Below are 12,514 nucleotides of genomic sequence, written 5' to 3'. Positions count from 1 at the left end.
TCAGAACGGTGGGGTCGAGCGGAGGTCAGGGGACCGTGCCGAGGGTTGCGAGCGCACGCAAGGCAAGAGGGCGCACCATCTCGCCGCGTTGCTGCATTCGGGGGTCCGTTGTCTCGCCGCGCACGCTTCGCGCGTAGAGCTGCTGCAGGATCACAGCGGTCTTCCAGCACCCGAAGGCTTCGTACCAGTCGATGTGGGACAGGTCGAGGTCGCAGCTCGCGGCATAGCGCTCGACGATCTGGGCTCGCGAGGGGAGGTTGAGGTTCCGGGTCGCCGTGGCGGCGATGAAGGCGCGCGTGTCGTCAACAGGCAGCGTGTAATCGGGCCAGTAGTTGAGCAGAGTGCCGAAGTCGCACAGTGGATCCCCTGTGGTCGCCATGTCCCAGTCGAAGACCGAGTACACGCGGTCGGGGTCGCCGACGCGGAACTGGCAGTTGTCGATCTTGAAGTCGTTGTGCACGATGCCGGCTCGCTGGGCGGCCGGAACGGCACTGGTCAGCCGACGTTGCACCTCGTCCATGGCGGCCCGTGTCTCATGTGCGTCTGGGAGGTTCGACTGGGCGCCGACAGCGTCCCAACGCCGGGTCCAGCCTGCGAGCTGCCGTTCGAGATAGCCGTCGGGGCGTCCGAGGTCTGCGAGCGCCGTCTCAGCAGGGTCCACCTGGTGCAGGTCTGCAAGTGCCTCCACCACGGCCAGACCGACGCGTTCGGTCGCGTCGACCTCCGAGCTCAGGGAGTTCGGGATGCTGTCCCAGACGACGACGCCGGATCGGTACTCGGAGACGAAGAACTCGGCTCCGATGATCCGGGAATCTGCGCAATGCAGGAGGGCTCGAGGCGCACGATCGTAGACCGAGTTCAGCCCTGACAGAACGCGATATTCCCGTTTCATGTCATGGCTCCCCTTGGCGAGCTGCCCAAAGGGCGGGCGCCGAACCACCAAGGTCGCCTCACCGAAGCGGACTTGGTACGTCAGGTTTGCCGAGCCCCGGGGGAACTGGAGCACACTGAACGGCCCCTCGGCTTCAGGCAGTTGAGTCCTCAGGTAGTGCTCGAGCCGGGCCCAGTCAAGCTGCTCCCCGTCCCTGATCGGGGCCACGTCGCTCGGCGCATGACTCGCTCTCACGGGGCCTCCCTCAGACGTACGGACGGTTGAAGGCCCCGGAGCGTGCTGCCGTGTATGGAGAGCACGCTCCGGGACACCCTGAAATCTAATTCCTCATGAGAATTAGGTCAAGACTGTCCAGCGAGAGATTTGCCGTCGAGCGACGATGTCCTCAGTTGTCCGCCGATCGAGCCCGCTCGCGAGGAACGGCCGCCCGCCCGCATCGGTATCGCGTCGTCGATTGTCCCCAGGCCACGGGGCTCGCAATTGGCCGACGAGGACCCGACAGCTCGATCAGAGCCATTCCACAGGCCCCGCCACCAAGTCACCCAGCTGCTCGATATTGATGGCGATCACTTCCTCGAGGTGCTCACGCATCAGCTGCCCGGCTGCGTCGGAGTACCCGCGGATGATCGCTTCAGCTATGCCGAGGTGTGTCTCGACCAAGGCATCCTGAATTGGCCGCGGATCGCCAACCGTCGCGACGTGGTGCGATACCAACTGTCCGTAGGCCCGGAACGTGAGTTCGAGGACCCTGTTCCCGCTCAGGGCGGCTACTGCGGCGTGGAAGCCCTCGTGCCCTTCCACGAAGTCGGCAAGCTCCTGGTGCTCGTGGCGGTGGGCATCTCGATCGAGGAAGGGTTCCATTCGCTCCGAACGTAGGTCCGCGTCCTCATTGGCTGCCGCCAGCCCCGCCAGCGTCGTCTCGGCCAGGATCCAAGCCTGGAAGAGCTCCTGGTATGTGGCTCCGGCCAGATGGAAGAACAGTGCCTCAACCCGGCCGAGGTTCCCAGGATCGACGGTCCCGACGGACGGCCCGCCGCCCGGTCCCCGGCGAATGTTGATCATGCCTTGGACCTCGAGAAGCCGGAGCCCCTCGCGCAGCGACTCGCGGCTGACCCCGTACTTCTGGAGCATCTCTGCTTCGGACTCAAGGCTGTCGCCCGGAGCGAGCCGGTTGGCGGTGATGTCCCGAACAACGTCTCGAGCAACGACCTCGGCCGCCTTGAGCGGGCGTAGCAGCGACTTCCCGGAGGCAATCGGGATGCCGGTTGCGTCACCGCCGGCCACTCTCGCCTGTGGTGTTGTGTCGTGGGCCATGTCGGCTCCTCGCTCTGTGACGTGGTGCGTCCTGCTTCAAGTGTCTTTTGCGAATCCAACCATTCGAGGAGCCCATGCAGTGAGTGGAACGGCTCCTCACGCGGTCGTCGTGTCGCCGGGCGGGTAGGCGCAGATCTGGCAGCCGATCGCCGATGGCGCTCTCAACGGCTCGCTGCGGTACCAGCCAAGGCGCTCTCGACCAGGTCGGACGGCTCTGCGAACAGCACCTCGTTGCCGCGCGCTTTGCGGAAGTACAGGTGGGCCGTGTGCTCCCAGCTGAACCCGATTCCTCCGTGGATCTGCACGTTCTCTGCGGTGATGCTGATCGCTGACCGTGACGCCTGAGCCAAAGCCATGGCGATGGCGCTCGACCGGTCTGCAACGCCTTCGGTGGCTGCCCACACGGCATGCTCGACCAGGGACCGGGCGTAGTCAGCGTCGGTAGCCATGTCGGCGAGCAGGTGCTTTATGGCTTGGAAGCTCCCAATCGGTCGACCGAACTGCTCGCGTTCCTTGGCGTACGCAACCGCATCCGCGAGGGCCTGCTCCGCGACGCCGAGCTGCTCGCAGGCAACCGCGAGTCGGCCGAGATCGAGGAGCTCGCCTCGCAGCTCGTCGGCCTCGGCCTCGGCAACGGGGAGCAGGCGGATCTCGACGTCCTCGAGCTGCACCCGTCCGATCGCTCGCGTGAGGTCTAGAGCCGGCTGCTGTTCGACGTGGGCGTCGGAGCAACTGACGATGCCCCATCGCACGGCGCCGTCGATCCTCACCGGGAGCACGAGATCGACCGCGTGGGGCGCATCGACGACGAGCTCGAGGACACCGCTCGTTCGGCACACTCCGCCGACCTGCCGCGCCTCCAGCAACCCGGGCCTGCCGGTAGTCCCGGTCGTCGAGTCGCGGCGCGGCAGCGCGAGGACGGCGATGCGCTCTCCCGCCACCAGCGCCCCGAGATGCGGCTGGTCGTCATAGCCTGCTCTGAGCACGGCTTCGACGCCAAGCCAGGCTCCCAGCAGAGGAACCGACGCGAGATTTCGCCCCACCGCCTCCCAAAAGACGCCCATGTCGGCCAGTCCGGCGCCGGCGCCACCGATCTCCTCTCGGACTGTCATCGCGGTGGCGCCGAGGTCCTTGGTGAGCCGCGCCCAGAGCTTCATGTCGATGACCCCGGCGGCCATCGCTTCTGCCCGGTTCACCGCTTCGGGGCGTGGTGCAACCTTCTGGATGAGCGCATCGACGATCTGGGCGAGCTCGGCTCGCGCCTGGGCAGCGTCGGGGTCGGTGAGGATCATGACTGGCCTGCAATGTCGACCTCAGCGAGCAGCAAGGCGAACTTCGCTCTCGCTTGGGCATCCAACCGCAGCGCGTGCCGCGATGGAAACAGGTCAGGTGCGGGGTCGACGCCTTGGAGGAGCTGACGAGCGACTTGCTGCTTGTGCAGTTCGGTTGCGCCGTCCGCAATCGCCATGTGGAAGCTTTCCAGAACCCACTTCCCGAACGGCATCTCGGTGGAGACCCCGAGCGATCCGTGGATCTGGAGTGCGCGACCGGCGACGTCCTGGAGGACCTTCGGCATCGCCATCTTCACACCTGCGATGTCCTTGATCACGAGCTTGTAGTCGCGGTATCTGTCGATTTTCCAAGCCGTCTGGAGAACAAGAAGTCGGAACTGCTCGAGCTGGACCCACGACTCGGCGATCATCTCCTGGACGAGCTGCATGTCGGCCAGGCGCCTTCCTCGGGTTTCGCGCGAGACTGCGCGCTCCAGCATCATGTCGAGCGAGCGGCGGACGAGTGCGACGGTGCGCATCGCGTGGTGGATGCGGCCACCGCCCAAGCGCACCTGGGCCACCTTGAAGCCGTCGCCCTCTGCGCCCAGCAAGTGGTCGGCCGGGATCCGGACATCGGTGTAGCGGACGTAGGCGTGGGTGCCTTCGTGCCCCGCGTGGCCAGTGACTCCGACGTTGCGGACGATCTCGATGCCGGGGGTGTCAGCCGGGACGACGAACATGGAGGCACGATGGTGACGGTCCGCGTCGGGATCCGTCACGGCCATCAGAACCAGGAAGTCGGCGAATCGTGCATTCGAGGAGAACCACTTCTCGCCGTTGACGACGTAGTGGTTCCCGTCGCGAACGGCGCGCGTGGTGAAGCCCGTCGGGTCCGACCCACCCGCCGGCTCGGTCATCGAGAAGCAAGAGGCGATCTCGCCCTCCAGAAGGGGCTTGAGGTAGCGATCCTTGAGGTCATGGGAGCCGAAGTGGGCGAGCACCTCGGCGTTCCCGGAATCCGGCGCCTGGGTGCCGAACACGACCGGGCCGCTCAGCGTGGTTCCGATCCGTTCGTTGAGCAACGCCAGCTTGAGCTGGCCGTAGCCCGGGCCACCCAGTTCCGGTCCGAGGTGGCATGCCCACAGTCCTTGGTTGCGTACCTCGACCTGCAACGGCTTGATGAGAGCGTTCCGCACCGGGTCCTTCATGTCGAGCGGGTGCTCGTACATGAGGTCAGCGGGCTCGACCTCCTCCCGAACGAACTGCGAGACCCAGTCCAGCTTGGCCTGGTAGTCGGGATCAGTCTCGAATTCCCACATGGGAGTTCCTGTTCTTTGTCGGGCCGGCGTTCCGGCGACGATCGGCAGTGAGTGGTCGCGGGGCGCGGTCAGTCGTCCAGGACCCAGTTGGGAATCGTGACGCCTTCGGCCAAGTCCTCGAAGACGAGTCGGACCGCGTCGCCGACCGCCGGCTCTGTGCGACCGGGCACATGACCGAGGTAGCGCACCGGGTGCGTGGCGCCCGGCACGGCCACGTCGACCAGGAGGACGGTGTACGGAGCCGGGAAGTGGGGATTGATCTGGTGTTCGACAACGGTCCAGCTGTGAACGGTTCCGGTCGCCGGGGCATCTCGCCAGGTGAGGTCCGTGCCGTGACAGGCAATACAGCGCGGTCGGGGCGGTTGCTGGACGTTGCCGCACGACTGGCACGTCTGGGCCACGAGTCGATGCTCCCGTGCCGCAGCGAAGAAGCCACCCGTGTCGGGATCATCGGTGACCGGGAGGAGCCGGCTGGTCGGGGACGTCACGACGCCACCAAGATCATGGCGCTGGTGCCTGGCGGTGGGGCGGATGTCACGAGCGAGACCTCGGCCCCCGGCACCTGACTGGTTGACGTGCCTCGGACCTGTCGCACGGCTTCGACGATGTGGTTCATGCCGTGGATGTAGCTCTCCGAGAGCTGTCCTCCCGCCGTGTTGATGGGAAGTGCGCCCCCGACGTCCAGTGCACCGCTCTCGACGAAGGCGACGGCATCTTCCTGGCTACAGAATCCGTAGTCGGCAAGCTGGAGGAAGACGGTGATGGTGAAGCAGTCGTACAGCTGAGCCACGTCGACATCAGCGGGTGAGAGTCCCGCGCGTTCGTAGAGTCGATCAGCCGCGCGGCGCGAGGCTAGATCGGTCAGGGACTGTCCCATCAGGACCGGGTACATCTGTCCCGGACCGAGTCGGCTGCTGCCGGTCGATTGCGCAACCGATCGGATCAGCGCTGGTCGCTGCTTCAGGTCGCGCGCTCGTGGACTGGAGGTGACCACGACTGCGGCTGCCCCGTCGGTCTCGAGACAGAAGTCGAACATGCGGAGGGGCGATGCGATCATTCGCGACTCGAGATAGTCGTCCAGGCTCATCGTGCGCCCGTGCATCATCGCTGCCGGGTTGGCGTTCGCGCGGCGTCGGCAGACCATGGCGATCTCGGCGAGGGTGCGGTCGGTGAGACCGAACTCCTCCATGTGTCGGCGGGCGAGCATCGCGAAGAACTGCCCCGGGGAAGTCATTCCCCAGGGTGAGAACAGCTCCAAGTAACCCGAACCGCCGCCGACGGCGGCCGCGGCAGGGACGCCTTGGCCCAGGCGCCGCCCTGAGCGACCGTTGAGCGCTCGGTAGACGACCACGTGGCGGGCCTGACCCGAGAGGATGGCCGCAGCTGCCTGACCCACCATCGCGCAGGGCGCTGCTCCCCCGGCTCCGGTCTGCCCCCAGTAGGCGATGTCGTCGATGCCGAGGGTGTCCGCGAGGGCTGCAGGAGATGCCTCGTCGTAGTCGCTGCGGACGAAGCCGTCGATGTCGGCCGGTTCGAGGCCCGCATCTTCGATCGCGGCCAGCGCTGCCTCGGCGGCGAGGGCAGTCACGCTGGCTCCCGACGATTTGGTGTAGGCGGTAGTGCCGATACCGGCGATCGCGCAGGCATCTGGCTTCCAGGCGTAGTCGTGCTCAGACAAGGCCCACTCCTGTGCTGGCGTGGGCGGCATCGTGGGCCGCTACTTGGGACTCGGCGCTGGAGTCGTTGAAGTCGAAACCGTTGTCTTCCCCCAGCTTCGGGGGGCGACCCGGTCGACCGTTGCCGTATGAGAACCGATACGGGCTCGACGGGAACAGCGCCTCTCCCTGCGTGGGCAGCTCGACGGGAACGAAGAACTCACGTGCCTGGAGGTGCGGATCGTCGAGAAGCTGTTCCGGCGCCAAAATCGGACCGAGCGGGAGTCCGCGATCTTGGGCACCGCGGTACACGTCGGCCGACTCCTGCATCAAGAAGAACGACTCCATGATGTCCTGGATGTGCGCGAAGTTCTGTTGACGATGTGCGAGCGACAGGTACGCCTCGTCCGCGAGGTCTAACGCCAACCCAAGCGTGTCGAGCCACTCGACGAGCGTCTGCCAGGTCTTGGTGTCGCTCAGGATCAGCGCGAAGTAGACATCAACGCCGTCTGCGCACTCGAAGAGCGCGGGCTGGGTCGGCGAGGGCTGCGCGTGTCGGCACGTCTGTCGGTGTAGGTGCACCCGCGGGTAGAACCAGTAGGGGTTGGCCAGCTCCCCACTGACGGCGATCGCCTCATGCATCGAGACGTCGATCATCTGCCCGAGGCCACTGCTCTGCCGTTCCAGCAACGCGAGAAGCAACCCGGTGTGGCCGAAGCTCGCCGCGATCTGCGAAGCCTGGTTCCCGCCGGGAAGGATGGGCGGGATGGTGTGGTCGTCGTAGCCGCAGCTCAGCAGGGGGCCGCCGGCGGCCAGCCCGACGAGCTCGCTGGTGCGACGGTCGGCCCACGGCCCTGTCAGGCCGTAGGGAGAGACGGACAGCACGATCAGTGCTGGGTGGCGAACGAGGTAGGCGTCGAGGTCGATGCCGCGTTCACCGAGCCGACCGGGTCCGTCGCTCGTGATGAGCACGTCTGCCGCAGCGACGAGTTCGTCGAACCGCTGTCGTCCGCTGGTCTCGTCGACCTCGATGACCACACTGCGCTTGCCGGTGTTGTAGGTCCAGAAGTAGAGGCTGGCGTTCGGGTCGTGCTCGAACCCCTCGGCGTGCGGCCCGATATGGCGCCCGATGCTGCCGCCGGAAGGCTCGACCTTCACCACGTCAGCACCCTCGTCGGCAAGGAGCTTGCCGACGATCTCGCCACGCAGCTCGTCAGCGAGCTCGACGACGCGGAGACCGCTGTATGTCAGTTCCCCGGTGGGCCCGGTCCACATTCAGATCACTCCCTCGTTCTCGAGCTCGGTGATCTCGTCCTCAGGGAGCCCGAGGATCGTCCCGAACACGTAGTGATTGTCTTCGCCGAGCAGTGGCGCCGAGCGCCAAGTGTGCTGAGTCGTGCGGGAGAACGTGATGGGTGTTCCCTCGAAGCGAGCTTTACCGATCACGGGGTGATCGAGCTCGAAGAAGGTCCCGCGTGCGGCGAGCTGGGGATCCTTCTCGTTAAGATCTTCCGCGTTCTGCACCGCTGCGGCCGCGATGCCGGCGTTCTGGAGCAGCTCCATCGCGTCGCGTCGCGCCTGCTGTCGTGTCCAGGACGAGACGTGTGCGTCGAGCGCGTCCTGGTGCTGGTGGCGTCCTTCGGCGGTCGAGAATCTCGGCTCGTTCGTCCAGCCGGGAGAGCCGATGGCAGTCACGAACCGGCCCCAGTCCCGGTCGTCGAACACGGCGATGGCGAGCCAGGAGTCTTCACCAGCGGCTGGATAGACACCGTGCGGCGCGGCCGTGGGGCTCTCGAGCCGGTTCCCGCGGGGATAGTCGGGTCGACGCATGTGGTTCTTGTTGACAGTGACGTCCAGCAGGTCCGGGCCGATCATCCCGACGCCGACCTCGACGGCAGAGACGTCGACCTCAGCGCCGAGACCGGTCTTGTTGCGACGCAAGATCGCCATCATCAGTGCGGCGGAGTTGTAGTAGGCGGCCTGGTTGTCCATGTATGACAGACCCCAGCCGGAGGGGCGTTGACCCGGAAGTCCGCTGATGAAGGAGAGGCCGCTGACGGCCTGCACGATCGGACCGTAGCTCTTGTAGTGGGCGTGCGGTCCGGAGTGGCCGAAGCCGCTCATGCGGCCGTAGATCACTCCAGGCGCGAGCTCTTCGAGTCGGGCGTAGGTCAGGCCCCAGCGTTCCATGACGCCGGGTGCGAAGTTCTCGGTCACGACGCTGGAGGCGCTGATGAGCTGGTCGACGAGCTCTCGTCCTCGCGCAGTCTTCATGTCGACGGTGATGCCCAGCTTGTTGCGGCTGTAGTTGTTGTGCAGGCCCCCGCGGTCGGGGTCTGCGTCGGCGAGCTCCTCACCGTAGTTGCGCGCCTCGCCCTTGTAGATGGGGAGGAGCCGCGGACGATCGATGCGTCGCCGGTTCTCGATCTTGATGACCTCGGCACCGAAGTCGCCGAGCATTCGCGTGGCGACGGAGCCGACTCCCATCCAGCAGAAGTCGGCAACGCGGATGCCGGCCAAGGGGCCGACCCGGGGTACGGGTCGGCGGTCGGCGGTGGCGGTCATGCCATTCCTTTCATCGAAGCGGCGCTGTTCCGTCACGACATCGCCGTGCGGCCGCCGTCGACGGCAAGCACGGTGCCGGTGGTAAAGGTGGACAGGTCGCTGCCGAAGTAAAGAGCGGTGCCGCTGATCTCGTCGGGCCGGCCCGCTCGGCCGAGCGGGAAGGAGCGGGCGCGTTCACGCCACGCATCGGTGTACCAGGCCTCGCTGATCTCGGTGAGGAAGGGTCCCGCCATGATCGTGTTGACACGAAGGCGCGGCCCGTATGCCTGCGCAAGTGCCTTGGTGATCGTGTTGAGACCCGCTTTGGCGGCGGCGTAGACCAGGTCGGATTCCTTCGGGCGGACCGACGCGATGCTGCTCACGTTGATGATGGCGCCGCCTTCCTCCATCCGCGGAGCGGCGACAGATGCGAGTCTAAAAGGACCCTTGAGGTTGACGTCGAAGGTCTTGTCGAAGAGGGCCTCGGTCACGCTCTCGATTGAGTCGTAGGCCGGTGCGATGCCGGCGTTGTTGATGAGGACGTCGATCTTGCCGAACGCGTCGATGGTGGCGTCGACCAGTTGGCTGCAGCCGTCCCAGTCGCCGACGTGTGCCGCCACGCCGACGGCCTTGACGCCGGTGCTCTCGGTGATCTCGGCGGCGGCGGCGTCGCATGCATCCTGTTTCCGGCTGGCGACGACGACGTGGGCGCCGGCGGCCGCGTAGGCCTGTGCCATCTCCCGGCCGAGTCCTCGGCTGCCACCAGTGATGACGGCGACCTTGCCGCCTAGGTCGATAGCTACGGTCACATGGACTCCTGAGGACGGGCCGGCTCAGCCGGCAGACCGAGGTGGCGCTCGGCAACGATATTTCGTTGGATCTGATCCGAGCCGCCGGCGATTCGATAGCCGGGCGCACCCAGGATGTGGGCGTTCCAGGAGAAGGTTCCGGGTTCGCCGCGGTCGACGATGAGGGCGGAGCCGAGCAGGTCACGCGCGAGTTCGGACACTAGATTGAGCTTGCGCACCCACTGGAGCTTGCGCATGGATCCGCTCGCCCCTGGGGGCGCTCCGGTGTCGCGTGCCCGTTGCTCGCGGTGCAGCGATACCTCGGCAGCGATCTCGCGAGCGCGCAGCTCGGCGAGGCGGGTTCGGATGTCGCGATGGCCGAGTGCACCCGTGCGGATCGCGAGCTCGACGAGCTGATCGAAGCTTCCGCCTACCCCCTTCTTGTTCGAAGCGTTGGCGCGCTCGAACCCTAGGGTTGCGCGGGTCACCTTCCACCCTTCGCCGGGCTCCCCCAGGCGGTAGCTGTCCGGCACCCGGACCTCGGTCAGGAAGACCTCGTTGAAGCTGGTGCCGCCGGACATCTGCTTGATCTGGCGGACCTCGACACCCGGACTGTTCATCGGCACGAGGAATGCGGTCAAGCCGGCATGCTTCGCTGCGGAGGGGTCGGTGCGAACGAGTGCCTGTCCCCACTCCGCGAACTGAGCGCCTGAGGTCCAGACCTTCTGCCCACTGATGATCCAGCTGTCGCCCTCGCGCACTGCGCGGGTGCGAACCGCTGCGAGGTCTGACCCTGCTGAAGGTTCCGAGAAGAGCTGGCACGCGAGCTGGGATCCGTCGTGGAGACCCGGAAAGACCTCTTCCTTGAGCTCCTGACTGCCAAAGAGCCGGACGGTCGGAGCGACTAGGTTGAGGGTGACGGAGAACAACTCATGCCGGGTCAGGGAGACGGCAGCGGCTTCGGCGGACTTGAAGGCGTCAGCGTATGAGGTGGGCAGACCCGCTCCGCCAAGCTCGGTGGGCCAGGCGATGGCTCCGTACCCTGCGTCGAACTTCGCTTTCTGCCAGGCGCGCAGCTTTCCGAGGATCGCGCGCTCGGTGTCTGTATCGAGGTTGTGGAAGATCGAGACGTCGTGCGGATCGCGAACGGCGTGGTCTTCTGGCCCGTTCACAGCCAGCCAGGTACGGGCGGCTTCGGCGTAGGTGGCGAGATCCTGCTTGTCGACCTGCGGAGCGGACGTCATGTCAGGCACTCCCCTCTTTTAGGGTCACTGCTCGCTCGGGGCAGCTGTCGACCGCGATCGTGACCTTCGAGCCGTCGTTGGAGTCGAGCTGCTCGTTCAGGATCACCGGGTAACCCTCGTCGTCACAGTCGAAGTAGTCCGGCGCAAGGCTGTAGCAGCGCCCGTGTCCGCTGCACTTGTCGCGATCCACCGTCAGCTTCATCGCAGTGCCTCCTGGGGAGTGCAGTCCCAGGCGAGGTGGAGCTGCTCGATCCCGACCTGCGGGCCGCTCTCCACGAGCCCTTCGGTGTTGGTCACGTGATAGTCCGGGATGCGCTTGTGCCACTCCTCGAGGGCAATGGCGAGTTCGGTGCGTGCCAAGTGGGCTCCTACGCAGCGGTGCGGCCCAGCGGCGAAGGAGAAGTGCCGGTTGACCTTCCGGTCGAGCTGGACCTGAGTGGGGTTGTCGTACTCGGCCTCGTCACGGGAGCCGGACGGTCCGGCGACCATGACCATGTCGCCCTTCTTCATCGGGCAGCCGGCGAACTCGGTGTCCTGGGCAACCTGGCGTGCGCCCATCACGATGGTGTGCGCGCGCAGGAATTCCTCCACTGCGTTCGGGATGATCTCGGGCTCTCGAACGATCCATGCTCGATCGACATCGTTCGTGGCGAGATGGAAGAACATGTAGCTGAGCTGGCTCTTGACGGTGTCGAGTCCAGCCAGCAGAAGGACTTCGGACATGTTGAGGAACTCGTCGTCGCTCATCGGACGGTCGCCGACCTTCGCGTTGGCGAGAATGGTGAAGAAGTCGCCATCCTCGTCCGGTCGAGGGTTCGACCGGCGGTCGGCCAAGACGTCCGCGAAGTATGCGTGGATGTCGCGCTGGGCCTGCAGTTGGTCCTCAGCGAAGTCACCGAAGTGTCCGAGGCCTTCGAACACCGTCTCGACCCAGGACATGAATCTGTCCGTGTGGTCGACCGGGAGTCCCAGAATGCGCAGGAAGACCTGGGTGGGGAAGACCTTGGCGAACTTCCCGAGAAAGTCGCACTCACCGTCGGCCACGAACGCCTCGATGGTGTCGATGCAGTCTTGCCGGATGGTGGGCTCGAGGTCACGGACGAATCGGGGCGAGAAAGCAATGTTGAGCACCCGGCGGAAGTCGGAGTGCGCCGGCGGATCCACCATGGTTGGGATCCAGGTCCAGTCCGGATGGGGCACCGTCGGGATGGTCGCGCTGGAGCTGAAGATCTCGGGAGTCTGGTACGCCTGTCGAACGAGGTCGGCGGTGAGCAGCATCCAGAAGCCCGGGCCGAAGTCGCTGTACGCCACGGGCGTCTCGGCACGGAGCCTGTCGAACTCCGCGAAGTAGCTCAGCGCGGGCTTCGGGGTCGTGTAGTCGAAGTGCACGACCGGGCATCCGGCTGCCCGAGCTCGCTCTGCTCGATCAGTGGCCGCGCGCGAACGGTCGCCTTCGCCGATCGAGGTTGGGTTGTCGTGCATACGAG

12 protein-coding genes are annotated in these 12,514 nt (G+C 66.0%); all 12 read right to left on the bottom strand.

Features of this window, described 5'->3' with window-relative positions:
- Positions 1 to 25: 25 nt before the first annotated feature.
- Entirely contained in the window at positions 26 to 1,126 is a 1,101-nt protein-coding gene (locus PZ894_RS01650) for a phosphotransferase family protein (protein ID WP_275741805.1), read from the bottom strand.
- Between the two features lie 273 nt (positions 1,127 to 1,399).
- On the bottom strand, positions 1,400 to 2,206 hold the full coding sequence (locus tag PZ894_RS01645; RefSeq protein ID WP_275741803.1) for an FCD domain-containing protein: 807 nt from the start codon (positions 2,204 to 2,206) through the stop codon (positions 1,400 to 1,402).
- A 161-nt stretch (positions 2,207 to 2,367) separates the two neighbouring features.
- Positions 2,368 to 3,498, bottom strand: coding sequence for an acyl-CoA dehydrogenase family protein (locus PZ894_RS01640; RefSeq protein ID WP_275741801.1), 1,131 nt, complete (start codon positions 3,496 to 3,498; stop codon positions 2,368 to 2,370).
- Positions 3,495 to 4,796, bottom strand: a complete 1,302-nt coding sequence (locus PZ894_RS01635; RefSeq protein WP_275741799.1) for an acyl-CoA dehydrogenase family protein — start codon at positions 4,794 to 4,796, stop codon at positions 3,495 to 3,497. The genes PZ894_RS01640 and PZ894_RS01635 overlap by 4 nt, the downstream gene beginning before the upstream one ends.
- 68 nt (positions 4,797 to 4,864) lie before the next feature.
- Complete coding sequence (locus PZ894_RS01630; RefSeq protein ID WP_275741797.1) at positions 4,865 to 5,284, bottom strand: zinc ribbon domain-containing protein; 420 nt, start codon at positions 5,282 to 5,284, stop codon at positions 4,865 to 4,867.
- A complete protein-coding gene (locus tag PZ894_RS01625; RefSeq protein ID WP_275741796.1) occupies positions 5,281 to 6,474 on the bottom strand; it encodes a lipid-transfer protein in 1,194 nt (397 codons plus the stop codon). Before PZ894_RS01625 ends, PZ894_RS01630 begins: the two co-directional genes overlap by 4 nt.
- Complete coding sequence (locus PZ894_RS01620) at positions 6,467 to 7,726, bottom strand: CoA transferase (RefSeq protein ID WP_275741794.1); 1,260 nt, start codon at positions 7,724 to 7,726, stop codon at positions 6,467 to 6,469. The genes PZ894_RS01625 and PZ894_RS01620 overlap by 8 nt, the downstream gene beginning before the upstream one ends.
- Positions 7,727 to 9,016 carry a CoA transferase gene (locus PZ894_RS01615; protein ID WP_275741792.1) on the bottom strand — a complete coding sequence of 430 codons (1,290 nt, stop codon included), beginning with the start codon at positions 9,014 to 9,016 and terminating at the stop codon, positions 7,727 to 7,729.
- A gap of 32 nt (positions 9,017 to 9,048) precedes the next feature.
- Positions 9,049 to 9,804 carry a glucose 1-dehydrogenase gene (locus PZ894_RS01610; RefSeq protein WP_275741790.1) on the bottom strand — a complete coding sequence of 252 codons (756 nt, stop codon included), beginning with the start codon at positions 9,802 to 9,804 and terminating at the stop codon, positions 9,049 to 9,051.
- Positions 9,801 to 11,027, bottom strand: a complete 1,227-nt coding sequence (locus PZ894_RS01605) for an acyl-CoA dehydrogenase family protein (protein WP_275741788.1) — start codon at positions 11,025 to 11,027, stop codon at positions 9,801 to 9,803. The genes PZ894_RS01610 and PZ894_RS01605 overlap by 4 nt, the downstream gene beginning before the upstream one ends.
- 1 nt (position 11,028) lies before the next feature.
- Positions 11,029 to 11,229 (bottom strand): ferredoxin, encoded by a 201-nt coding sequence (locus PZ894_RS01600; RefSeq protein ID WP_275741786.1) that lies wholly within the window; start codon positions 11,227 to 11,229, stop codon positions 11,029 to 11,031.
- Entirely contained in the window at positions 11,226 to 12,416 is a 1,191-nt protein-coding gene (locus tag PZ894_RS01595; protein ID WP_275741784.1) for a cytochrome P450, read from the bottom strand. Before PZ894_RS01595 ends, PZ894_RS01600 begins: the two co-directional genes overlap by 4 nt.
- Between the last annotated feature and the right edge of the window lie 98 nt (positions 12,417 to 12,514).

The organism is Nocardioides sp. YIM 152315 (assembly GCF_029210375.1).
GTDB lineage: Bacteria > Actinomycetota > Actinomycetes > Propionibacteriales > Nocardioidaceae > Nocardioides.
This window is presented reverse-complemented; position numbering and strand designations above follow the sequence as displayed.